Source organism: Pectobacterium sp. 1950-15 (genome assembly GCF_037136835.1).
Taxonomy (GTDB): domain Bacteria; phylum Pseudomonadota; class Gammaproteobacteria; order Enterobacterales; family Enterobacteriaceae; genus Pectobacterium.
Map to the genome: position 1 here is coordinate 176446 of NZ_JBBBQR010000008.1, position 23348 is coordinate 199793.

At 53.9% G+C, this 23348-nt stretch carries 21 protein-coding genes; 12 read left to right on the forward strand and 9 right to left on the reverse strand.

Annotation, left to right across the window (positions count from 1 at the left end):
* Positions 1-52: 52 nt before the first annotated feature.
* Positions 53-2608, reverse strand: a complete 2556-nt coding sequence (mrcA, locus tag WCT94_RS11380) for a peptidoglycan glycosyltransferase/peptidoglycan DD-transpeptidase MrcA (RefSeq protein WP_336869652.1) — start codon at positions 2606-2608, stop codon at positions 53-55.
* 111 nt (positions 2609-2719) lie between these two features.
* Between mrcA and pilM the strand changes: the two genes are divergently transcribed.
* From pilM to trpS, 12 genes are all read left to right on the forward strand, one after another.
* Positions 2720-3571: a type IV pilus biogenesis protein PilM gene (gene pilM / locus WCT94_RS11385; protein ID WP_336869653.1), complete on the forward strand. Its 852-nt coding sequence runs from the start codon at positions 2720-2722 to the stop codon at positions 3569-3571.
* Positions 3572-3573: 2 nt separating this feature from the next.
* Complete coding sequence (locus WCT94_RS11390; RefSeq protein WP_336869654.1) at positions 3574-4143, forward strand: PilN domain-containing protein; 570 nt, start codon at positions 3574-3576, stop codon at positions 4141-4143.
* Positions 4136-4723 (forward strand): hypothetical protein, encoded by a 588-nt coding sequence (locus WCT94_RS11395; protein WP_336869655.1) that lies wholly within the window; start codon positions 4136-4138, stop codon positions 4721-4723. Before WCT94_RS11390 ends, WCT94_RS11395 begins: the two co-directional genes overlap by 8 nt.
* A complete protein-coding gene (locus WCT94_RS11400; RefSeq protein WP_336869656.1) occupies positions 4720-5097 on the forward strand; it encodes a HofP DNA utilization family protein in 378 nt (125 codons plus the stop codon). Before WCT94_RS11395 ends, WCT94_RS11400 begins: the two co-directional genes overlap by 4 nt.
* A gap of 92 nt (positions 5098-5189) precedes the next feature.
* A complete protein-coding gene (gene hofQ, locus WCT94_RS11405) occupies positions 5190-6464 on the forward strand; it encodes a DNA uptake porin HofQ (RefSeq protein WP_336869657.1) in 1275 nt (424 codons plus the stop codon).
* A 349-nt stretch (positions 6465-6813) separates the two neighbouring features.
* Complete coding sequence (gene aroK / locus WCT94_RS11410; RefSeq protein WP_005969451.1) at positions 6814-7335, forward strand: shikimate kinase AroK; 522 nt, start codon at positions 6814-6816, stop codon at positions 7333-7335.
* 52 nt (positions 7336-7387) lie between these two features.
* Positions 7388-8473, forward strand: a complete 1086-nt coding sequence (gene aroB / locus WCT94_RS11415; RefSeq protein ID WP_336869658.1) for a 3-dehydroquinate synthase — start codon at positions 7388-7390, stop codon at positions 8471-8473.
* A 157-nt stretch (positions 8474-8630) separates the two neighbouring features.
* Positions 8631-9653, forward strand: coding sequence for an SPOR domain-containing protein (locus WCT94_RS11420; RefSeq protein WP_336869659.1), 1023 nt, complete (start codon positions 8631-8633; stop codon positions 9651-9653).
* A gap of 79 nt (positions 9654-9732) precedes the next feature.
* Entirely contained in the window at positions 9733-10545 is an 813-nt protein-coding gene (gene dam / locus WCT94_RS11425) for an adenine-specific DNA-methyltransferase (RefSeq protein ID WP_336869660.1), read from the forward strand.
* A 122-nt stretch (positions 10546-10667) separates the two neighbouring features.
* Positions 10668-11345, forward strand: coding sequence for a ribulose-phosphate 3-epimerase (gene rpe, locus WCT94_RS11430; RefSeq protein ID WP_039492116.1), 678 nt, complete (start codon positions 10668-10670; stop codon positions 11343-11345).
* Positions 11338-12042 carry a phosphoglycolate phosphatase gene (locus WCT94_RS11435; protein ID WP_182100803.1) on the forward strand — a complete coding sequence of 235 codons (705 nt, stop codon included), beginning with the start codon at positions 11338-11340 and terminating at the stop codon, positions 12040-12042. Before rpe ends, WCT94_RS11435 begins: the two co-directional genes overlap by 8 nt.
* A complete protein-coding gene (gene trpS / locus WCT94_RS11440; protein ID WP_336869661.1) occupies positions 12039-13043 on the forward strand; it encodes a tryptophan--tRNA ligase in 1005 nt (334 codons plus the stop codon). Before WCT94_RS11435 ends, trpS begins: the two co-directional genes overlap by 4 nt.
* A 78-nt stretch (positions 13044-13121) precedes the next feature.
* Here the strand turns inward: trpS and WCT94_RS11445 are convergent, their stop codons facing one another.
* The 8 genes from WCT94_RS11445 to nirB form a co-directional block, all read right to left on the reverse strand.
* Entirely contained in the window at positions 13122-14576 is a 1455-nt protein-coding gene (locus WCT94_RS11445; protein WP_336869662.1) for a M20 family metallopeptidase, read from the reverse strand.
* A 94-nt stretch (positions 14577-14670) separates the two neighbouring features.
* Positions 14671-15540, reverse strand: coding sequence for a transporter substrate-binding domain-containing protein (locus tag WCT94_RS11450; protein WP_336869663.1), 870 nt, complete (start codon positions 15538-15540; stop codon positions 14671-14673).
* A gap of 96 nt (positions 15541-15636) precedes the next feature.
* A complete protein-coding gene (locus tag WCT94_RS11455; RefSeq protein ID WP_015841973.1) occupies positions 15637-16401 on the reverse strand; it encodes an ABC transporter ATP-binding protein in 765 nt (254 codons plus the stop codon).
* The gene (locus WCT94_RS11460) at positions 16398-17132 is read right to left on the reverse strand and encodes an ABC transporter permease (RefSeq protein WP_336869664.1); all 735 of its coding nucleotides are present in this window, start codon (positions 17130-17132) and stop codon (positions 16398-16400) included. Before WCT94_RS11460 ends, WCT94_RS11455 begins: the two co-directional genes overlap by 4 nt.
* Positions 17132-17848 (reverse strand): ABC transporter permease, encoded by a 717-nt coding sequence (locus tag WCT94_RS11465; protein WP_336869665.1) that lies wholly within the window; start codon positions 17846-17848, stop codon positions 17132-17134. Before WCT94_RS11465 ends, WCT94_RS11460 begins: the two co-directional genes overlap by 1 nt.
* A gap of 488 nt (positions 17849-18336) precedes the next feature.
* The gene (cysG, locus tag WCT94_RS11470; protein ID WP_336869666.1) at positions 18337-19716 is read right to left on the reverse strand and encodes a siroheme synthase CysG; all 1380 of its coding nucleotides are present in this window, start codon (positions 19714-19716) and stop codon (positions 18337-18339) included.
* A gap of 80 nt (positions 19717-19796) precedes the next feature.
* Positions 19797-20165: a nitrite reductase small subunit NirD gene (gene nirD / locus WCT94_RS11475; RefSeq protein WP_336869667.1), complete on the reverse strand. Its 369-nt coding sequence runs from the start codon at positions 20163-20165 to the stop codon at positions 19797-19799.
* Positions 20162-22714 (reverse strand): nitrite reductase large subunit NirB, encoded by a 2553-nt coding sequence (nirB, locus tag WCT94_RS11480; protein ID WP_336869668.1) that lies wholly within the window; start codon positions 22712-22714, stop codon positions 20162-20164. Before nirB ends, nirD begins: the two co-directional genes overlap by 4 nt.
* Positions 22715-23348 lie beyond the last annotated feature (634 nt).

A 23348-nucleotide genomic window follows, 5' to 3' on the forward strand; every position in this document is an offset into this window, starting at 1 on the left:
AATAAAAATGGCCTTCCGTCAGGAAGGCCATCAATGAACATGATGCCGGATATCAGAACAGCTCTTCGCTTTGCCCGTTATCCATCAGCGTGGTGCCGACTTCGTGCACTTCATATTCTTTCGGCTGCGTACCGTCAATAAAGTATTCGGAACGACTGTTTCCGCCACCGTTAGACAGCTTGCCGCTGCTGCGATCAATGACGACGCTGACGACGCCGGGTGGTGGTGTCAGCGGCTGTTCCGGTACGCCATCCAGCGCGGATTTCATAAAGTCATCCCACGCAGGCTGTGCTGATTTCGCGCCGCCTTCATAACCGGAGATCTGATCTTTGATGACGCCAGATGCGCTGCTGGCACCCAGATCGCGGCGGTGATCGTCGAAGCCAATCCAGACCGAGGTGACCAGATTCGGGCCATAGCCGGAGAACCAGGCGTCTTTGGAACTGTTCGTTGTACCGGTTTTACCGCCGATATCACGACGCTTCAAATCACGACCCGCACGCCAGCCCGTACCCATCCAGCCTGGTTCACCAAAGACATTGCTGTTCAGTGCGTCTTTAATCAGAAACGCCAGTGGCGTGCTGATCACATGCGGGGCGTAAGGTTGTGCGGCGCTTTGCTGTGCGGCCTCTGGTGTGACAGGTTCCAGTTCTGGCTGCGGCAAACCTTGCGGCGGCGCTTCGTTTGATGTGGCGACATCCTCAACGTCAGTCGTCGCCAGCACCGGTGAACGTGGTGTTTCACCGTAGACCAGCGGTAAGTTACAGGTATCGCAGACCACTTTCGGTGTCGCCGTAAAGACCGTACCGCCTGCTTCGCTCTCTATCTTGCTTATCAGGTAGGGATCGACCAGATAGCCGCCGTTTGCCATCACGGCATAGCCACGTACGACCTGTAGCGGAGTAAAGGAAGCGGCACCCAGCGCCAGCGATTCGGTATGGACGATATTCTGTTCAGGGAAACCGAAGCGTTGTAGATAATCCGCCGCATAGTCCACGCCCATCGCACGCATGGCACGTACCATTACCACGTTTTTGGACTGACCCAGCCCCTGACGCAGACGGATCGGACCATCATAGGTTGCCGGTGAGTTTTTCGGCCGCCAGTCAGATCCGGCACCCGCATCCCAGCGGGTGATCGGTACGTCGTTCAGAATCGTTGCCAACGTTAAACCTTTGTCCATCGCTGCGGTGTACAGGAACGGTTTGATGTTGGAACCAATCTGACGCAGCGCCTGCGTCGCACGGTTGAATTTACTTTGGTTAAAGTCAAAACCACCGACCAGCGCTTCTATCGCCCCATTCTTCGGGTTGAGCGAGACGATGGCGGAGTTGACGTCCGGCACCTGTGCCAGCCACCAGTCATCATTTACTTTGCGTACCCAGATCTGCTGTCCTGCCTGTACCACATCCGTGACGCGTTTCGGCGTTGGCCCTTGCTGCGTATCGGAACGGTAGGCACGCGCCCAACGCATACCCGCCATTGGCAGGGCAATATTGCTGCCGTCAGACAGGATTGCAATCGCGTTGTCTGCTGTCGTGCTGGTAACGATAGCCGGAGAGAGCGGGCCATAGACCGGCAGTGCTTTCAGGGCGGTAATCATTTTCGCCTGATCCCAAACACCTTCCCCTACTTTCCAGAGCACTTTGCTTGGGCCGCGGTAGCCGTGGCGCATGTCATAGGCCATCACGTTATTACGTAGGGCATCCTGCGCGGCAGTTTGCAATTTTTTGGTGACCGTCGTGTAGACCTTATAACCGTCGTTATACGCGTCTTCGCCGTAGCGTTTAACCATCTCCTGCCGCGCCATCTCCGCGACATACGGTGCGGAGAACGAAATCTCCGGTGCGTGATAATTCGCGACCAGCGTTTCGCTCCGTGCTGCATCGTATTGCGCCGGCGTGATGTAGTTTTCATCCTTCATGCGCGCAAGTACCACGTTGCGGCGGGCAACGGCGCGGTCATAGGAATAAAGCGGGTTGAACGTTGACGGTGCTTTCGGCAGACCGGCGATCATCGCCATTTCGCTCAGCGTCAACTGGTCAACAGGGCGGCCAAAGTACACCTGTGCCGCCGCGCCAACACCATAGGCGCGATAGCCGAGGTAAATCTTGTTCAGATAGAGCTCAAGGATTTCATCCTTGGTCAGCAACTGCTCAATGCGGATAGCCAGAAACACTTCCTTGATCTTACGAATCAGGGTGCGCTCCGGGCTCAGGAAGAAGTTCCTGGCGAGCTGCTGCGTAATGGTACTCGCCCCTTGAGAGGCGTGACCCGACGTCAACGCGATAGACGCAGCACGGATAATCCCGACGGGATCGACACCGTGGTGATCGTAGAAGCGGCTGTCTTCGGTCGCGATAAAGGCGTGTACCAACTCAGGAGGAATCTGGTCCAGCTTGAGCGGGATACGGCGTTTTTCACCAAACTGGGCGATCAGTTCGCCATCGGCGCTGTAGACCTGCATCGGCGTTTGCAACCGAACGTCTTTCAGCGTGGCGACATCGGGCAGTTGGGGTTCGATATAGCGGTACAAACCGTATATCGAGGCAGCTCCCAGCAGAATGCAAGAGACTGCAAGGATGAATAGATACTTTACGAACTTCACCTGGGATTTTCCATTCAGTAGCGTTTGGACAGTTTATAAACAACCGGGCGCTAGTATAAAGGTAAGCCAGCACTGTGGATATGTTTATTGGATAAGGAAATCGGGTTGAACATGGCTTATCACATCTGGCGGGTTGGATTAGATATACAGAACGGCTTCATGCGCGCTCTGGCGGTTCAGCGCCGCCGCTATGGCTGGCAGCTTCGTCACTGGTGGCAATGTCCGTTACCAGACGATACGTTGCGCACGGGTAGTTTACACCATACTGAGGCGCTTTGTGAGGCCTTGCGCACATGGCGTCGTTTGCTGCCTGGACACATTTCGCTACGGGTTGGGTTTCCTGCCCAACTGATCTTGCAGCAGCATTTACCGATGCCCGACCAGCGCTTACAGGAGCCAGGGCGCAGTCTCTATATTGAAACCATGGCGGCGCGTAAGCTGCCAGTCAGCAGCGAATCGCTGGCGATAGACTATCGGGAAGACCCGCAGGAGCAGGGTGCGCTGCTGGTGACGGCAGCACGCCGGCAGGAAATTGATAAATGGCTGGCATGCCTGAATAGCGTGGGGCTGCGTCCTGATGTCCTTGACGTCTCAACGTGTGCACTCCGAACGATGGCGCAGTTGGCAGGGCTTGAATCTCATCGTCTGTTGCTGCATCGCCTGTTGGATGGCTGGCTGTGGGTGTCCCCGCTTAACCATGCTTTTCACTCGGGGTTCATACACCTTGATGAACTGAACGATGAATCCGATATCTTATCGATTGTGAGCACTCGCTATCAGCATGATGTCGATAATATCGCCTATTACTCTGGCGTTTCGCCTGATTTACCTAACCAGAAAGCCGACGTATTACAGCCGTGGTCGCCGTTAACGGTGTTTAGCCACCTGCAGCCGCCATTGCCGAGTTTTCCCTCGGCTTTTGCGATTGCGGGTGGGTTGGCATTGCGTCCTGAGGATGCCTGACTATGCTGCTGATTAATCTTTTACCCTGGCGCAAAAACCAGATGCACCGGCAGGCACGTCGCTGGCTGGGGCTGTTGTTGCTACAGATAGGGATAGCGCTCTGTCTTATCGCCGCGAGTTATCTGCTTTGGCAGCACAGGCAGCAACAGGCGCAGGATACACTCAATACGGTACTGGCCCAGCAACAGCAACTGAAGGCGCTATATCAACAAACGCATCAGGCGCGGGAAACGCTGCGCCGCTATCTGGAACAAGAGCGGGCTCAGGCGGTCATCCTGAATGACAATCGTCGCAACCTCCATTTGCTAGAGCAGATTGCTGGCATGATGCCCGCGCGTCTGTGGCTGACGGAAATCGCCGACCGCGGCTCGCATTTGTTGCTTTCAGGCGTGAGTGAAAGCTATCGCGATATCGTTACGCTACAGCATGCATTATTGCGCCATGCTTCCGTCGAACGCGTACAGCTACTGCATACCTCCCAAGAGCGCGGTGTGAACACCGGGCTGCGCTTTTCCTTTCAGGCTAACTGGCGTGATGTGGGTACTTCCTCACTGGGGGAAGACCATGATTAATCAAACGCTCCTGATTGACGCCGTACTGCGCCGGCCAGAGCTGGTTAATAAACCGCTCTGGCAACAGATCGCCTTCCAATTGGCATTTGTCTCTGCCGCCGGACTGATCGCAGGCTGGCTATTCATCGGCGGAGTCCGGCAGTCAGCGCTTGGCCTGGAAGATCACATCGTTCAGGCGCGTTTCGAGGTACGGGAAACCCAGCAAAAGCTAGACGTGATGCCGCAGCTGTCAGAGCTACACGAGCAATTAACGGAGAAAACCGCGCAAGATGAACCTTTCCAGCCTGACAGACTGTCGCAGCTTATCGTCGAGCCTCTGTCACAGGCTGGTGCATCGCTGCTGTCCTGGCAGCCGGCCCCGCGTCACGCAGGGGAACCTCATCAGGAACGTTGGCAATTGGCGTTTAGCGCAGATTATACGGGCGCGTTGCAGGTGCTGCGTGAACTGGCTGCGCTGCCTTATGTGCTGCGCATAGCACAGTTGAGTATCAAGCCTGAGGCGGTTCTAACCGCATCGCCGCCGGAAATACCGCAGCTTCAGGTGGCATTAGCGCTAATCGGGCCGGAGGTGGTGCCATGAGTCTCACCTCATTCCGTATCACATTGGTACTGCTAGTCGTGTCACATAGCGTACAGGCAGAAAAACCCGCAGTGCGTATCGATCCTTTTCAGCCGTTGGTTACCACACGTTGCCTGCCTTCAGCAGCGCTACCATCGTGGCAGCTAAAAGGCGTGATTGGCTCTGGCGAACGCTGGATTGGCTGGTTGGCGCAGCCAGAGGCTGCCTGGATCAGGCTAGCGAGCGGCGAGACGATCCCCCCGGGGAATTGGGTCGTCAGCCAACTGGATAAATCCGGTGCCAAACTTGTCCCGACGTTGCGTGATGCGGGCTGTGATGGCCTGCCGGATAGCCTGCTGCTGGCTTCTCCGTTTATCAGTCAGTCAGAAGAATAGGCGGAGCCTGCCTGACCGCGCGTATTCGTTTTTGGGCAGCAGTTCTTTGAAAACAACGCTGACAACAGCGTATCTCGATAACAAGGAAGGTTATGAAAATTAATATGTTATGCCAGGTAATGGCGTGGAGCGGGCTACTTTTTCTTGCCGTGTCGTTTCAGGCCCGTGCGCAAAATGCGGTATCGATGGCGTTTGAGGATTCGCCGATCCCGCGGGTACTACAGGCATTAGCCGATCATCAGCGGCTTAATGTCGTGATCGCGCCGGGCGTAGTGGGGAACCTGAGTTTAAGGTTGGCTGAAGTTCCGTGGCAGCAAGCGCTGGATATTGTTCTGCGTATGGGCAAGCTCAGTGCAGAACGCAACGGTAACGTGCTGATGGTTTTTCCTGCCGGGCATCTTGAGTCCTTACAGAAGGAACGAGACGAACGTATGGCTGATCAGGCGCAGAAATTGCCGCTGCACAATATCTCTGTCGCGTTGCAGTATGCCGATGCGACGGAAGTGGCGGTCAGCGTTCAGGCTCAGCGTGGAACACTGCTCTCTGCGCGCGGCAGCGTAACCGTGGATAAGCGAACGAATACCTTATTGATTCGCGATACGGAAGATGCTCTTGAACAGCTCGAACCGTGGGTGAAAGAGCTCGATCTCCCTTTAGCGCAGGTGCAACTGGCCGCGCATATTGTCACCATCAGCAGTGAGCACCTTCAGGAACTGGGCGTTAATTGGGGGCTGGGGGAAGGGAATGCGGCGAATAAAGCGCTCAGGCTGAATAATTTTAATGTTGGCCTGCCGGTGGAGACGCCGGCAATCAATGCAGGGTTCCATTTAGCGCGATTGAATGGCCGCCTGCTGGATCTGGAACTCATGGCGCTGGAACAGGAAAGTCAGGTCGAAATTATTGCCAGCCCCCGGCTGTTTACCGCACACCAGCAGACCGCCAGTATTAAACAAGGTACGGAAATCCCGTATCAAGTCTCCAGCGGCGCCAGTGGATCGACGTCTATTGAATTTAAAGAAGCGGTGCTCGGAATGGAGGTCACACCGGATATTTTGCGTGCCGGACGGATTACGCTGAACCTGAAAATCAGTCAAAACATGCCGGGACAGACGATTAAGCAGGGCGATAATGGCGAAGCCTTAGCGATCGATAAACAGGAGATCCAAACCCAGGTGACGGTCGCCGATGGCGAAACTATCGTATTAGGCGGTATTTTCCAGCAGCAGAAAAAGAATAGCGACAGACAGGTACCCATATTGGGTGAGGTTCCCGTATTTGGTCACCTGTTCAGAAACCATACTCAACAGCACACGCGACGAGAATTGGTCATTTTCATTACGCCGACGCTGATCCCCGCTTCATCGTGAGTAAACCCAGTCGCGCACGGCTGCCATACGGTTATTTTTTTCTGACAGGGCGCAATATTTTGTCGCGTTCGCGCTTATGCGTTTGACGCTGCGGCGGATTTAGCTTACAAGGGTTAGCGAATTGAGCACTGAAGTGTTGTTCCACCGAAAATGTCGATAAAACATACTACATTGACCACCTGTGGTCGGTGTGACATTTTATTCGGTTGCCAAACTACCCTGAGTCTTGAGATAATTTTTTGTCTGATTCTCGCACTATCGCTCATGAGGTTTCAGTTTAGGTCCCGCCGCTGGGTTGATTGGCGGGGCGGGTTATCATTAACGAATTGTCTTAGTAATACCAAAAAACATGGCAGAGAAACGCAATATCTTTCTGGTTGGGCCTATGGGTGCCGGCAAAAGCACTATTGGCCGTCAGTTAGCTCAGCAACTCAATATGGAGTTTTTCGACTCCGATCAAGAAATTGAGCGACGCACTGGGGCTGATGTGGGCTGGGTATTCGATGTGGAAGGCGAAGAAGGCTTCCGCGATCGTGAAGAGAAAGTCATTAATGAATTGACGGAAAAGCAAGGCATCGTACTGGCGACAGGCGGTGGCTCAGTCAAATCACGTGAGACGCGTAACCGTCTTTCCGCGCGCGGCGTTGTCGTTTATTTGGAAACGACGATAGAGAAACAGCTGGCCCGCACGCAGCGTGATAAGAAGCGTCCGTTACTTCAGGTTGAAACCCCTCCACGTGAAGTATTGGAAGCGCTGGCGAAAGAGCGGAACCCGCTTTATGAAGAAATCGCTGACGTTACCATTCGGACTGACGAGCAAAGTGCCAAGGTCGTTGCTAACCAGATTATCAATATGCTGGAAAGTAACTAAGAGCATACCTTTATCCGCATTGAGCGGATCCTGAACGGGTTGTTTAACGCGCATGGAAAGAATTACCGTAACACTTGGGGAACGTAGTTATCCCATTACGATAGCCGCCGGATTATTTGATGATTCGGCTTCTTTTATGCCGTTGAAAGCGGGGGAGCAGGCCATGCTGGTGACTAACCAGACGTTGGCCCCTCTGTATCTTGACCGCGTTCGTGGTGTGCTGGAAGACAACGGCGTACATGTCGATCAGGTTATCTTGCCTGATGGTGAGCAGTACAAGTCGCTGGCCGTATTGGATCAGGTCTTTAGCGCTCTGTTGGCGAAGCCGCATGGTCGTGATACGACGATTGTTGCCTTGGGTGGCGGTGTGATCGGCGATTTAGCCGGTTTTGCCGCGGCCAGTTATCAGCGCGGTGTCCGGTTTATTCAGGTGCCGACAACGCTGTTATCGCAGGTAGATTCCTCCGTCGGTGGTAAAACCGCCGTCAATCACCCGTTGGGTAAAAACATGATCGGGGCGTTCTACCAGCCTGTCTCGGTTGTGATCGATCTGGATTGCCTGAAGTCTTTACCGGCACGTGAATTGTCATCCGGGCTGGCGGAAGTCATCAAATACGGCATTATTCTGGATCGCGATTTCTTTCTTTGGCTCGAAGAAAACATTGAAGCAGTGCGTGAGTTACAGCATGACGCGCTGGCTTACTGCATTCGACGCTGCTGTGAAATTAAAGCGGCAGTGGTCGCGGCAGATGAACGCGAAAGTGGTATGCGTGCGCTGCTCAATTTGGGCCATACTTACGGTCATGCTATCGAAGCGGAAATGGGCTACGGCAACTGGCTTCATGGCGAAGCGGTTGCGGCAGGCATGGTGATGGCTGCACATACGGCACGTCGCCTTGGGCAGTTCTCCGTTGAGGATGTCGAGCGAGTCAAATCTCTGCTGGTTCGCGCGGGCCTGCCGGTGAACGGCCCGGCACAAATGGCGCCTGAAGCCTATCTTCCTCATATGATGCGCGACAAGAAAGTGCTGGCGGGTGAGTTACGTCTGGTGCTGCCAACGGCAATTGGCCAGTCGGAAGTCCGTGGCGGTGTGGCGCATGACATGGTGCTGGCCTCAATAGCTGATTGCCTTGCCTGATGCGATAGCGCTGAAAGGCGATCAGTTATGAAAGATAAGTATTAACGACAGACACGCCCTGATGGGTTATGGTTAATAAAATACAATGCGTTACGATTCAATGATTCGCCCTGGCGACTGCGCGGCGGATTCAAGCTTTTTAGTGGGGAGATGTTAAATGGATGAGTTCAAGCCGGAAGATGAGCTGAAGCCTGATACCAGTGACCGTCGACCTACTCGTCAGCAAAAAAGCAGCAACTTCGCGGTACCTAAAATCGCGCTTTCCAGACAGCACCTGATGATTGGTATCGGGATTGTGGTGTTGGTATTGCTGATCGTTGGTATCGGTTCTGCTTTGCAGGCACCTTCTCAGCCACAAACGTCACAGACGCAGAATCAAGCGAGCGGCGAGAGAAATATCGATCTCTCTTCCTCGTCCTCCATGACGCAGAACGCACAGCCTTCCTCACAGGGTGAAAGCCCTGCGGCAGTGTCCGGTGAGACCAGTCATGGCCAAACGTCAGGGCAGGCGTCTTCTCAGATGCCGGCATCGCCTCAGACATTAAGTGCTCCGCCAATTTCCGGTACGCCGACGGATGCGCAGGTTCAGCAGCCGGTGGCAGGCCAGCAGCGTATCGAGCTGCCGGGCAATATCACCGATGCGTTGTCGCAACAGCAAGGGCGCGTGAGCGAATTCTCTCAGGGTGCGACAGGAAACTCGACGCTGCCGACGGCGCCTGCGACAGTCGCGCCGACGGGGAAAACGCCAGCAGCCTCATCCGCTAAAAATACGCACAATACGACGCCTGCACATGCAAATGGCGCCAAGCCTGCTGCGAACAGCACACCAAAAGCGCCAGTAGCCAGCAAGCCTGCGGCTAACGCCAAAGCGGCTCCGGCTCCGGCGGCAGCCGGGCAGAACGTCGCCGTACAGAATGCGCCTGCCAGCCACTTTACTTTGCAACTGAGCAGCGCTTCACGCGCGGACACGTTGAAAGCCTACGCGAAACAGAACAACCTCACCCATTCGTGGGTGTACGAAACGAAACGAGACGGAAAATCCTGGTATGTGTTAGTGACCGGAGTCTATGCGTCTTCTGCGGAAGCGAAACAGGCAATTGCTACCTTGCCCGCAGAAGTTCAAGCGAAAAAACCATGGGTTAAGCCGATCCGTCAGGTGAAGCAGGACTTGAATAAGTAACACCAATTTTAGCCCTGATGTGCTGTCTGACACAGAGTACAATCCGCGGCTCTGAAACGTATGAGTAACTAACGACGGCATGAAGAAGAACCGCGCTTTTTTAAAATGGGCTGGTGGTAAATATCCGCTGGTAGAAGAGATTCGTCGCTATTTACCCGCAGGAGACTGTCTTATTGAGCCCTTTGTCGGCGCGGGTTCCGTATTTCTGAATACGGAGTACGATCGCTACATACTGGCCGATATTAATAGCGACCTGATTAACCTGTACAATATCGTCAAGTCGAATGCCGATGAGTTTGTTCTCGACGCCCGTAAGCTGTTTACGGAAGAGATGAACACGTCTGAGGCGTTTTATCTGCTGCGTGATGAATTTAACCTTTGCAGCGACGCCTATCGGCGCGCGCTGCTGTTTCTCTATTTGAATCGCCACTGCTATAACGGCCTGTGCCGCTATAACATGCGTGGTGAATTCAATGTTCCTTTCGGGCGCTATAAGAAGCCCTATTTTCCTGAAGAAGAGATTCGCTGGTTCGCCTTTAAGGCGCAAAATGCCATCTTTGTCTGTGAGCACTATCAGGACACGCTGGAAAAAGCAGAGAAGGGATCGGTTATTTATTGCGATCCGCCTTATGCGCCGCTGTCTGCGACCGCAAATTTTACGGCTTATCACACCAATAATTTCAGCCGTGCCGATCAGCAGAGCCTGGCGCAATTGGCGCGCCGTCTGTCGGTAGAAAGCAAGATCCCGGTACTGATTTCCAACCATGACACGTTGCTGACCCGTGAGTGGTATCAGGAAGCGGTGCTGTATGTTGTTAAAGCGCGTCGAACAATTAGCCGTAATATTTTGGGGCGTAGTAAAGTAAACGAGTTATTAGCCCTCTATCGGTGATACCGTTTTGTATACAGGGTGGGGTAAACAGAGCGCAGTGAATCGGTTCGTGGCGTGAAAGACGTCATTAACCGGGAACAGGTTACCCGCAGGCATTCAGACTTTATCGTTTGGAGAAATGAATGAAACCGTTTTTAATCGCGCCGTCCATTTTGTCGGCTGATTTTGCCCGTCTTGGTGAAGATACCGCTAATGTATTGGCTGCCGGGGCTGATGTGGTCCATTTTGACGTTATGGATAACCACTATGTGCCAAATTTGACGATTGGCCCGCTGGTATTGAAATCCCTGCGCGATTACGGCATTACCGCGCCGATTGACGTTCACCTGATGGTGAAACCTGTCGATCGTATCATCCCTGATTTCGCCAACGCGGGAGCCAGTTTCATTACCTTTCATCCCGAAGCCACCGATCACCTCGATCGCTCATTACAGCTGATCAAAGATCACGGCTGCAAAGCCGGGCTGGTGTTTAACCCTGCGACGCCGCTAAGTTATCTCGATTACGTTATGGATAAGCTGGATATCATTCTGCTGATGTCGGTTAACCCCGGATTTGGCGGCCAGTCCTTTATTCCCAGCACGTTGGATAAGCTGCGTCAGGTGCGTCGCTTGATCGACGACAGCGGTTACGACATTCGACTGGAAGTCGATGGCGGCGTAAAAGTGGAGAATATCGGCGCGATTGCTGAAGCAGGCGCGGATATGTTTGTGGCGGGATCGGCTATTTTTGGTCATCCAGATTACCGTGCCGTCATTGATCAAATGCGTAATGAAATTTCAAGGACGAAACATGACTGAATTAACCGCGATTCGCGGCTTGGCTTTTGATTTGGATGGGACGCTGATTCACAGCGCACCGGGTCTGGCGGCGGCGATCGATCAGGCGTTAGTGGCACAGTCGTTGCCCGCAGCGGGCGAAGCCCGTGTCGCCACCTGGATTGGTAACGGTGCGGACGTGATGGTGGAACGCGCGTTGCGTTGGGCTGGCGTTGAGCCAACGGCCGTGCGCCAGCAGGAAACTCGTGAGCGGTTCGATGTCTATTATGCACAGACGGTGGATAGCGGTAGCACGCTGTTTCCGCAGGTAAAAGAGACGCTGGCGCAGTTGGCGCAGCAGGGCGTGCCGATGGCAGTGGTGACCAATAAACCCACGCCGTTCGTTGCGCCGCTGTTGGCAGGCCTCGGGATTGGCGACTATTTTTCGCTGATCATCGGTGGTGATGACGTCATTGTGAAAAAGCCTCACCCTGCGCCGCTTTATCTGGTGCTCGGTAAACTGGGGCTGCGTGCCAGCGAGCTTCTGTTCGTCGGCGATTCCCGCAACGATATTCAGGCGGCACAGGCGGCGGGCTGTCGTAGCGTTGGCATGACGTATGGCTATAACTATGGTGAAGCGATCGAACTGAGCCAGCCGGATGTCGTTCTGGATCGTTTTGCCGATATTTTGCCCCTGATCGGGCATTCTTCTTCACACAATCAGGAACCCTTAGTATGAGCAAGCCCATTGTATTTAGCGGTGCGCAGCCGTCTGGTGAATTGACCATTGGTAACTACATGGGGGCGTTACGTCAGTGGGTCAACATGCAGGACGATTACGACTGCATCTATTGCATCGTGGATTTGCACGCCATCACGGTACGTCAGGATCCGCAGGCGCTGAGAAAAGCGACGCTGGATACGCTGGCGCTGTATCTGGCTTGTGGCATCGATCCAAAAAAGAGCACCATTTTTGTTCAGTCCCACGTGCCTGAGCACAGCCAACTGAGCTGGATACTGAACTGCTACGCCTATTTCGGCGAACTGAGCCGTATGACGCAGTTCAAGGATAAATCCGCGCGTTATGAAGAGAACATCAACGCGGGTCTGTTCGATTATCCGGTACTGATGGCGGCAGACATCCTGCTGTACCAAACGAATCAGGTGCCGGTGGGCGAAGATCAGAAGCAACATCTGGAACTGAGCCGTGACGTTGGTCAGCGCTTCAACAGCTTGTATGGTGATATTTTCAAAGTGCCTGAGCCGTTCATTCCGAAATCGGGTGCGCGCGTGATGTCGCTGCTGGAACCAACCAAGAAGATGTCCAAATCTGACGACAACCGCAATAACGTTATCGGGCTGCTGGAAGATCCGAAGTCGGTGGTGAAGAAGATCAAACGTGCGGTGACGGATTCCGACGAGCCGCCAGTCGTGCGCTATGACGTGGCGAATAAAGCCGGGGTATCGAACCTGTTGGATATTCTGTCTGGCGTCACGGGAAAAACCATCCCTGAGCTGGAACAGGAATTCAACGGCCAGATGTATGGTCACCTGAAAGGTGCGGTGGCGGATGCGGTATCCGGCATGCTGTCTGAACTGCAAGAACGTTATCATCGTTTCCGTAACGACGAGGCATTCCTGCAACAGGTGATGCGTGAAGGCGCTGAAAAAGCGAGTGCGCGCGCACAGGAAACGCTGAAGAAAGTCTACGACGCTGTTGGTTTTGTTTCCCGCCCGTAAGCCTTAATGACCGTCAGGAGGTGTTCTCCTGACGGTTTCCTTGCTGCTTCCTACAGATCCACTTCAATCAGCGTATTATCACTGCGGGATAGGTGGGAACACGTCGTCTGGAATCGGGTTTTCAAACGGTGTGTGCTGCAATCTTTCCTGATGGTCGGCTTTTGCCTGTGCAATCAGCTCAGGTGTCACCAGCAGATCGATAGCCAGCGATGCCATTGCCTTCGCTGCATACTCCATGCCTTTGTGGGCAGCACCGGTTTTCCCCTGTGCGACCAACTGCCATGAATGCGCTGGTGTACCGATGGCGTAAGTAGCGCTGCGGATCTGCACGGTTGGCACAACCCAACTCACCGTCCCCACATCGGTAGAACCGATGAAGGCTTCATTCGGGCTATACAGCGGATAAATCCCGTCATGCAGCGTTAAACCCGGCTGAGGTTTGACGCCGAAACGCGCGTAGGATTCGGCAATGTCTTCGGTGCTCAGCGCCGTCTGGAACATCGCTGCCATTTTACGATCTTCGTCATCAAACGGTATCGGGCCGAGCGCCAGCAGATGTTCGTGCATACGTGCTTCCAGCGGCGGGTTTGCCAGCAGATTGGCATCACCGCTAATTACCTCGCTGCTGACCTCGGTTTCCGTCATCAGCGCCGCGCCTTCGGCAATTTTCTTCACGCGTTTGACGAGCTGGTGCAACTCCGGCAACTGGCGTGCCCGTACGAGGTAACGCACGGTGGCGTTGGCCTGAACGACGTTCGGAGCCTGGCCGCCGCTGTCGGTAATCGCGTAGTGAACGCGAGCGGAGGAAGGCATGTGTTCACGCATGTAGTTCACGCCGACGTTCATCAGCTCCACGGCATCCAGCGCGCTGCGGCCCAGATGCGGGCTGGCGGCGGCATGAGCGGCGCGGCCTTTGAAGTAAAAATTCAGTTCGTTACAGGCCAGCGACACCGGGCTATTGACGCCAGTGAAGGTCGCCGGATGCCAGCAGAGAGCGATATCGACGTCGTCAAAGACACCTTCCTTGACCATAAAACCTTTGGACGATCCGCCTTCTTCCGCAGGACAGCCGTAAAAACGCACGGTCCCGTTCAGTGAGTGCTTTTGCAGATAGTCTTTCACTGCTGTCGCCGCCTGCAGTGCCGCGGTGCCGAGCAGGTTGTGTCCACAGCCGTGGCCGTTGCCCCCGTTTTCCAGCGGCTTCGGCTCTGCGACGTTCGCCTGCTGGCTCAGGCCCGGCAGCGCATCGTATTCACCCAAAATGGCGATAATCGGCAGACCTGAGCCGAATTCTCCCAATAGCGCGGTGGGCATACCGGCGATGCCTTTCGTCAGGCGAAAACCTTCCGCCTTCAGGACGGCTTCGTGCTGTGCAGCTGAACGATGCTCTTCGTAGTTCAGCTCCGGCGTATCCCAGATGCCGTCGCTCAGCGTACAGAACTGCTGCCGCTTGGCCGCAATCAGGCCGCAGATTTCTTCCACGGATTGCTGATTGATGGCAGGCAGCGTTCCTTCATTGTGTGTTGCATTCATGCGTGGTGTGCTCTTTGATTTTTCTGATGGCATTAAGCGAGGGGCACGTCATGGCTGATAAGCCATGACGTGCGATTCAGCGGGTGAGTCACACTCAGAGCGGTGTGGTGTCCATACCGAACCATTTTTCGCTCAGTTTTCTGATCGTACCGTCTTGCTTAGCCTGATCGATGGCCTTGTCGAACATAGCTTTCAGCTCAGGATCGCTCTTACGCAGGCCAACGGAAGAGCCGCTGCCCAAAATGCCGCCGATGAACTGTGGTCCCGGCGTGACGATATCGGCATTGCCCGGTTTTTCCGAAATGCTTTTCAGGTAAGGCGCGGAAGCGATAACCAGATCCACACGACCCGCTTTCAGATCCAGATCGTGTTCTTGCGTGGTTTTATATTCACGTACTTTCATCACGCCTTTCATATATTTATCCAAAAAGGCGCTGGCGATAGAGGCTGACTGCACGCCGATGGTTTTGCCTTCCAGCAGTGGTTTCAGCTTCTCAATTTCAGCTTTTGCGGTGGCTTCGTCGGCCGGGTTAATGGAGAAACGCTGGCCCGCGTCTGGGAAATCTTTAGCGAGTTTGCTGGATTTCAGCACGGCGAAAGTCTGTCCTGCCTGCGTGTACGGCTGGCTGAAATCGATCACCTCACGGCGTTTTTCCGTGGCGGACATACCAGAAATGATGGCGTCGAACTTACCGGCATTCAGGGCAGGGATGGTGCTGGTGAATGGCTGCACCATGATCTCGCATTTCACCTGCATGTTGTTACACAGCACTTTGTACAGTTCGATCTCCATGCCATCCAGCGTGCCGTCTGGCTTGGTGAAGTTATACGGGTGATAAGCGCCTTCGGTGGCGATGCGGACGGTCGTCCATTTCTTCTCTTCCGCTGAGGCGGTGAATGAGGCGGCCAGCGTGCCTGCCATGCACAGCGAGCAGGCGAGCAGAGTCAGTTTTGATTTGATCATGATGGTTTTCTCCTGGTACTTCATATAATTATGTTTTTCCCACTTTCATCACGCGGCAGAGAGATAAATCCGCACATGAAGCTAGCGGGGCTGTGTTTACCAACTGGCAATAAATTGCCGGAAACGAGCCGACTGGCTGGCGGTGAAAACCTGCTCCGGCGTTCCCTGTTCTTCAATTTCCCCCTGATGGAGGAAGACGATGCGGTTTGAGACTTCGCGGGCAAAATCCATTTCGTGGGTCACGACCAGCATGGTCATCCCTTCGTCCGCCAGCGTGCGCATCACGCGCAGCACTTCGCCAACCAGCTCCGGGTCGAGCGCGGAAGTCGGTTCATCGAACAGCATCACTTTGGGTTCCATCGCGAGCGCACGGGCGATCGCGGCGCGCTGCTGCTGTCCGCCGGACAAGTGCGCAGGATAGTAGTGGCGCTTATCGGCCAGACCGACTTTCTCTAACAGCTGCTCGGCGTGTTCCACACACTCTGCCTGTGGACGCTTTAAGACATGCACGGGCGCTTCGATGATGTTTTCCAGCACGGTCTTATGTGACCAGAGGTTAAAATTCTGGAACACCATACCCAATTGCGTACGAATTCTGTCGATCTGTTTAGGGTTCGACGGGCGGTTCTGCCCTTTTCGGTTCGGCTTCATTTCAATCGCTTCCCCGCCGACGAGAATCTCGCCCTGATCGGGAAGCTCCAGCAGATTGCTACAGCGCAGCAGCGTCGATTTGCCTGAACCGGACGATCCCAGAATAGAGATGACTTCCCCCTGATTGGCTTCAATGGAGATCCCTTTCAGGACGTCCAGAGAACCGAAACTTTTGTGAATGTTGCGCAGGCTAATGGCGGGTGTCGTCATTGCAGGTCTCCCAATTTCTTAATTTTTTTCGCTGCCGGCTGCGCACCCGGCGCACGGAGATGAGGGGTAAGCGTAAATTCTGTCCACATCAGCAAACGTGTCAGAATAAGGTTAATAAACAGATAAATGGCACCGGCGACCATAAAGACTTCGAGCGCACGGTAAGTTTCTGCGATGAGGCGTGCGGCGATTCCGGTGATTTCCATCAGCGTGATGATGGAAGCCAGCGAGGTCGATTTCACCATCGAGATCAGCTCGTTGCCGTAAGCGGGGAGCGCCTGACGGATCGCCAGCGGGAACACGATCCGCTTGAAGATCATGAAAGAGGGCATGCCGCAGGCGCGTGCGGATTCTATCTGGCCTACCGGAACGGACTGCAATCCGCCACGGATAATCTCGCAGGCATAGGCGCCGGTACACAGGCTGAGCGACAGCAGGGCGCACCAGTGAGGTTCCCGCAGGAACGGCCACAATATGCTCTCGCGAATCCATTGAAATTGCCCCAGTCCGTAGTAAATCAGGAACAGCTGCACCAGCAGCGGCGTACCGCGGAAAAACAGCACGTAGGTTCGTGAAATCGAGCGCAGCACGGCAAAGGATGACAGCTGCATCAATGCCAGCCCTAACGCCAGAAAGAAGCCCAGAAAAACGGAGCTGACCGCCAGTTGCAGGGTCAGCGGAATACCGGGAATAATCTCCAGAAACGTGTCGTACAGAAAAGGAAAATCCATCAGCGTTTCACACCCCGGGAATAATGAGACTCGGCACGGCGCATAATCCAGCCGGAACCGATCGAAATAAGCAGATACAGCAGTGCGGCAGCCATGAAGAAATCAAACGGTTTGCCAGTAGAGCCGGCACCAGTTTGCGACTGTGTCATCAGCTCGGCGACACCGGTAACGGAAACCAGCGCAGAGGTTTTCAGCACCAGTTGCCATACGTTGCCAAGTGCGGGGATGGCGTGGCGCAGCAGAAGCGGGACGATGATGCGGCGCAAGCGTAGCATCGTGGGCATACCGCAGGCTTTGGCGGCTTCAATTTCCCCTTTGGACACGGCGTAGAACGCGCCGCGATAAACTTCCGTCTGCTGTGCGCCGGAGGAAATACCGACGGCGAAGACACCCGCGAGGAAGCCTGGGAAGCCCAGGAATTCGTTGCTGCCAAACAGTTTCGCCAGCAGCGTTAACGCGGAGCTGCCGCCGAAATAAAGCAGGTAGATGATGAGCAGGTCTGGTATGCCTCGGGTGATGGTGGTATACCCATCGGCCAGATAGCGCACGGGGCGATTGCCGCAAATTTTGGACCAGGCGCCAATCGTGCCGATCACAGCTCCCAGCAGAAAACCGCAGATCGCCAGTGCGAGCGTCATTCCTGCCCCAATCAGTAATAATTTTCCCCAGCCCTGTTCACCAAAACTGATGAGTTGCCAGAAGGTAATATCTTCCACAAGTGACTCCAAACTGCTTACTTATTGTTCTGCTAAGCAGAACTGTTTTTTGTGATGAGAGGACTACATACTCCGTTCAGGAACGAGAGCAGAAATACGTCATGACGCGATGTATCACCCTTCGATATGTACTCATGCGATGAGGCACTAATTTCGATAAACCACGATGGCTTGACGATGAAATCGGTTCGATATGAACGATTCAGAGGTCGTGCCGCGAATCTATTAGAAAGCTAAGCAATAGTCGGGCCACGTTTTACGTAAACTATTATTGATTATTTATTCATATAGTCTGCTTATTAATGGGTTTTGTTTTAGTCAAAATAAGGCAGATATGGCCTGCGGTAAAGCATTAAAGTGACATTTTGTAAGGGAGTATGTTCAAAATAGTGCATTGTTATGCTATTTGATGGGGCGTTGCATTATGATGGTGCATAACCGCTATCCGGTAGAACGGATAGCGGGTAAGCAGAGAGGTAGGGAGAGAATTATGCTGTCTGGTCAGAGAACCAGCTCAATTTTTCCCGTAGTCCGACGACGTTGCCGATGATGATCAAACTTGGGCTGCTGGCCTGTTGTGCTAATTCACTCAGTTGGGAGAGCTGTCCAGTCAGAACGCGCTGTTTGGTTGAGGTGCCGTTTTCGATAATCGCGACGGGCACGGTTTCCGGTAGCTGTTGTTCGATCAGCTTGCTTTGAATGTACTCGGCCTGTTGCAGCCCCATATAAAACACCAGCGTCTGTTTCTCCGCGGCGAGACTGGACCAGTCGAGATCGGTGTCGTGCTTAACATGTCCGGTAATCAGTCTGACGCCCTGCGAGCGATCGCGATGGGTGAGCGGGATACCGCTGTAGGCTGAACAGCCCGACGCGGCGGTAATTCCGGGCACGACAGAGAACGGCACGCCTGCCTGTTGCAGATGCTCCAGTTCTTCGGCACCGCGACCGAAAATAAAGGGGTCGCCGCCTTTCAGTCGGACGACGCGATGGCCAGCCCGCGCCTTTTCTTCCAACAGTTGATTGATTTGCTCCTGAGGAACGCTGTGATAGCCAGATGCTTTACCCACGAAGATGCGCTCGGCGTCGCGGCGTGACAGATCGAGGATCTCTTTCGAGACCAGCCGATCGTAAACGACGATATCGGCCTGTTGTAGATGCTGTAGGCCTTTCAACGTCAGTAATCCCGCGTCGCCCGGTCCCGCACCGACCAGGGTTACTTCACCTCGATCATCCAGCGGGGCGGAAAAGAGCAGTTCTGTCAGCTGTTGAACACGTTGGCTATTGTCATTGGCCAGCGCCTGCGCCAGCCGATCGTGGACGAAGAGTTTTTCCCAGAAGCGACGACGTGCGCTCATATTGCGGAATCGGCTTTTCACCCGGCTGCGCAGTTCGCCTGCTAATGTCGCCAGTTTACCGAGATTTTGCGGCAGAATACTTTCCAGCTTTTCCCGCAGCAGTCGTGCCAATACCGGTGCGGCACCACCAGAAGATACGGCGACCATGAGCGGCGAACGGTCAATGATCGACGGCATAATGAAGCTGGCGCGCTCTGGCGAATCGACGACATTGCAGAAAATCCGACGCTCGCTGGCGCTGGCATAGACTTGATTATTGACGTCCTGATCGTCAGTGGCGGCAATCACCAGCCATACCTCGTCCAGCAGCGTAGGATCGAACGTGCCGTGTACCAGCGTTAATTGCGCATCCTGCTCCCAGGCCCGAAATTGATCGTTAAAATCGAGCGCGTTGACGGTAATGATTGCGCCAGCGTCCAGCAATAGCCGGGCTTTGCGCTCGGCGATTTCACCACCCCCTACCAATAGACAAGGTTTATCGTGCAACTGACAGAATATTGGCAGGTAATCCATTTAACGCCTCTTGAAACTCAGGTTATCTTGAAAAATCAAATAGGGTTGTGCCCTGCGGCCACAGGGCATCGACCATTTAATTAAGGTAATGGTTGGCTATTATCAACCGCAATATCACGCTCTGCGATGGATATTTGCACATTACCGTTGGTTACCTGAGTATCGTAAGCTGCAACAGAATAGGCTCCATCCTCCAGGCAGAAGCCATCATAAAGGCGGAAATGCTGTTTTTTCAATGGGCTTGCTACCCAAAGCTCCTCATGATGTTCGGCCAGTATGCCACGGCTTAATACGCTAGCCTGCGCGAACGGATCGATATTGCTGATGGCGTAAACCTGCTCGTCGTTACGAGGCCGGAACACGGCGACCTGCTGCTGTTCGACGAGTGCGCAAACGCCGGTGCCGGGCAGAATGTCGTCTAACTTACATACCGTAGTCCACTGACTCATGCGTTTTCCCCCTCCAGTTCAATTTGTTTCACCGGAATACGCTCTGCAGGGCGTGCCGGACGATGTTGTTGACGTTCACTGACCATTTGCACGTTCGGGTCACGTTCCGGGCTGTTAATGAAGTGGGTAAAACGTTTCTGTGCTTCCGGGGATTCCAGCGTCGCCTGCCATTCACAGACATAGCCTTCGCGCAGCCGTGCGATATCGGCTTCAAGTTGATCGTTAATGCCCAGTTTGTCTTTCACAATCACGTTGCGCAGATAGTCGATGCCGCCTTCAAGGTTATCCAGCCAGACGGAAGTACGCTGGAGCTTATCGGCCGTGCGGATATAGAACATCATGAAGCGGTCCAGATAGCGGATTAAGGTGTCGCGATCTAAATCGGCTTCCAGCAGGTCAGCGTGGCGCGGTTTCATCCCGCCGTTGCCGCATACATAGAGGTTCCAGCCTTTTTCGGTGGCGATAATCCCCACGTCCTTACCCTGTGCTTCTGCACATTCCCGCGTACAGCCGGAGACGCCAAATTTCATTTTGTGTGGGGTGCGGATGCCTTTGTAGCGGTTTTCCAGCTCGACGCCAAAGCCTACGCTGTCGCCGACGCCAAAGCGGCACCAGGTGCTGCCGACGCAGGTTTTTGCCATACGCAACGCTTTGGCGTAAGCGTGGCCGGTTTCAAATCCGGCTTCGATGAGCTGAGCCCATACGTCCGGCAGATCGTCTTTCTGCACGCCAAATAGCGCCATGCGCTGGGAACCGGTCATTTTGGTGTACAGGTTATATTGCTTCGCGATGCGACCGATGGCGATCAGACCATCCGGTGTGATTTCCCCGCCTGCGGAGCGTGGGATCACGGAGTACGTGCCGTCTTTTTGGATGTTGCCGAGGAAGTTATCGTTGGAATCCTGTAGCGGCGTGTGCTGTGGTTTGAGCACGTATTCATTCCAGCAGGAAGCCAGCAGCGACGCCACGGTCGGTTTACAGACCTCGCAGCCGTAGCCTGAGCCGTGTTTCTCCAGCAGTTGATCGAACGTTTTGATTTTCTCGATTTGGATCAGGTGGTACAGCTCCTGGCGCGAATAGGCGAAGTGTTCGCACAGGTGATTATTGACTTCAATCCCCTGTTTGCTGAGTTCCGCGTTCAACACCTGCGTGATCAGCGGGATACAGCCGCCGCAGCCAGTACCGGCTTTGGTGGTTTCCTTAATGGCCGCAACGGTGTGACAGCCGCCGTTAATCGCTTTGATGATGTCGCCTTTGGAGACGTCGAAGCAGGAGCAGATTTGGGCGCTTTCTGGCAGAGAATCGACTCCCAGCGTCGGTTTCGCACTGCCAGCGGACGCAGGAAGAATCAGCGCTTCGGGGGAATCCGGCAGCGGGATTTTGTTCAGCATGAATTGCAGCAGGTTGCCATAATCCCGCGTGTCGCCGACCAGTACGGCACCGAGCAGCGTTTTATTGTCGGCGCTGACGATCAAACGTTTGTAGGTTTCTTTGTTTTCATCCAGCCACATGTAGCTGCGGGAGCCCGGCGTATGGCCGTGTGCATCACCAATCCCGCCGACATCGACACCCATCAGCTTCAGCTTGGCGCTCATATCAGCACCTTGGAAGCGGTTTTCATGCCCTAACAGGTGGTCGACGGCAACCTGCGCCATCTTGTAGCCGGGCGCGACCAGGCCGAATGGTCTACCCTGCCAGGCGGCACATTCGCCAATGGCGTAGACATCTGGATCGGAAGTCTGGCACCAGTCGTTAATAGCGATACCGCCGCGTGGGCCAATTTCCAGCGCACACTGGCGCGCCAGTTTGTCCTGCGCGCGAATACCGGTAGAGAACACGATAAAGTCGACTTCCAGCGTACTGCCATCGGCAAACACCATTGTCTTGCGGCTTTCCAGACCAGAATGCTGGATGGCCTGCGTATTCTTGCTGGTATGCACGCGCACACCCATGTTTTCAATCTTGCGTTGCAGCAGGGTGCCGCCCTGTGCATCCAGCTGTTCGGCCATGAGCACGGGCGCGAACTCAATGACGTGCGTTTCCACGCCGAGGTGTTTCAGTGCGCCTGCCGCTTCCAGACCTAACAGACCCCCGCCGATCACCGCGCCGCGTTTGCTGCGGCGGGCGCAGTTTTCGATGGCGTTCAGATCTTCAATGGTGCGGTAGACAAAACAGTCTTGCCCGTTTGAGCCTTTAATGGCAGGAATCCAGGGGTAGGAGCCGGTTGCCATGATGAGTTTGTCGTAATACACGGTACGACCGGAATTGGAGTGAATGGCTTTTTCACTGCGGTTGATGGTGATGGCGCGTTCACCGAGCAGGACGTTAACGCCATTTTTTTCGTAATAGCCTTCGCGTACTAAGGAAAGCTCTTCTACCGTGTGGTGCGCGAAGTAAGAAGAGAGGTGGACACGATCGTAGGCGACGCGGGGTTCTTCACAAAAAACGGTAATCTCGTAGGTGGACGTCGGGGCCTTATCCAGCAACTCTTCGATAAAACGGTGGCCGACCATCCCGTTACCGATAACAGCGAGTCTGACTTTGTTCATTTTTGCCTCAAATTTGCTTCTTCTGAGGCTACCTTATCGCGCTACAAAGGCTGCTTATTGATGTATATCAAGTTGTCTTTTATATACTTCTTTGTGGGTATGTTGATGATTTTACTTATTTTTTATTAAGTCTTGGTTTTTGTTGGAGTTTTCGTGACTGGCAAAAATGGGATCTATAGCACGCTTTTGGTCAGAAGCCGACTGGTTAGCGGCCAATCCGGTATCAGAGTAATCGTCCCCCTCGTCAATCATTCACACATCCGAGCGCTTAAAAATAAAACTAAGGGATTATCCATTTGTTTAATAAGGATATGAAATTTTCTGGTGATAGTGCTCACAGCTTTATGTGCGATTGCACAATTATCGGCGACATAATTTCGTCATATGGAAGAAATTGCCTAATGACTAACGGCGTAACAACCTTAATAATTGAAAATAAAACGCCATTTTTTTTTAATTAGCACGCTATTTCTATTCTGTGACGTTGATCGACTTATAAGGTCGTACCAGAGAGATAGGCGCTTTTTATCTACTCGTCCCGACACAGTTAGTCGCGTTATTCTTTAATTATTTATATGGCTTACATTCGCAAATCTTGTACATGAGTTGTGTTAAACATCAAGGCAGGTAACAA

Bases quoted from the DNA above. Each gene is read 5' to 3' on its own strand.
- pilM (WP_336869653.1), top strand. From the start codon at position 2,720: ATGGCTTATCACATCTGGCGGGTTGGATTAGATATACAGAACGGCTTC.
- WCT94_RS11390 (WP_336869654.1), top strand. From the start codon at position 3,574: ATGCTGCTGATTAATCTTTTACCCTGGCGCAAAAACCAGATGCACCGG.
- WCT94_RS11395 (WP_336869655.1), top strand. From the start codon at position 4,136: ATGATTAATCAAACGCTCCTGATTGACGCCGTACTGCGCCGGCCAGAG.
- WCT94_RS11400 (WP_336869656.1), top strand. From the start codon at position 4,720: ATGAGTCTCACCTCATTCCGTATCACATTGGTACTGCTAGTCGTGTCA.
- hofQ (WP_336869657.1), top strand. From the start codon at position 5,190: ATGAAAATTAATATGTTATGCCAGGTAATGGCGTGGAGCGGGCTACTT.
- aroK (WP_005969451.1), top strand. From the start codon at position 6,814: ATGGCAGAGAAACGCAATATCTTTCTGGTTGGGCCTATGGGTGCCGGC.
- aroB (WP_336869658.1), top strand. From the start codon at position 7,388: ATGGAAAGAATTACCGTAACACTTGGGGAACGTAGTTATCCCATTACG.
- WCT94_RS11420 (WP_336869659.1), top strand. From the start codon at position 8,631: ATGGATGAGTTCAAGCCGGAAGATGAGCTGAAGCCTGATACCAGTGAC.
- dam (WP_336869660.1), top strand. From the start codon at position 9,733: ATGAAGAAGAACCGCGCTTTTTTAAAATGGGCTGGTGGTAAATATCCG.
- rpe (WP_039492116.1), top strand. From the start codon at position 10,668: ATGAAACCGTTTTTAATCGCGCCGTCCATTTTGTCGGCTGATTTTGCC.
- WCT94_RS11435 (WP_182100803.1), top strand. From the start codon at position 11,338: ATGACTGAATTAACCGCGATTCGCGGCTTGGCTTTTGATTTGGATGGG.
- trpS (WP_336869661.1), top strand. From the start codon at position 12,039: ATGAGCAAGCCCATTGTATTTAGCGGTGCGCAGCCGTCTGGTGAATTG.
- WCT94_RS11445 (WP_336869662.1), bottom strand. From the start codon at position 14,576: ATGAATGCAACACACAATGAAGGAACGCTGCCTGCCATCAATCAGCAA.
- WCT94_RS11450 (WP_336869663.1), bottom strand. From the start codon at position 15,540: ATGATCAAATCAAAACTGACTCTGCTCGCCTGCTCGCTGTGCATGGCA.
- WCT94_RS11455 (WP_015841973.1), bottom strand. From the start codon at position 16,401: ATGACGACACCCGCCATTAGCCTGCGCAACATTCACAAAAGTTTCGGT.
- WCT94_RS11460 (WP_336869664.1), bottom strand. From the start codon at position 17,132: ATGGATTTTCCTTTTCTGTACGACACGTTTCTGGAGATTATTCCCGGT.
- cysG (WP_336869666.1), bottom strand. From the start codon at position 19,716: ATGGATTACCTGCCAATATTCTGTCAGTTGCACGATAAACCTTGTCTA.
- nirD (WP_336869667.1), bottom strand. From the start codon at position 20,165: ATGAGTCAGTGGACTACGGTATGTAAGTTAGACGACATTCTGCCCGGC.
- nirB (WP_336869668.1), bottom strand. From the start codon at position 22,714: ATGAACAAAGTCAGACTCGCTGTTATCGGTAACGGGATGGTCGGCCAC.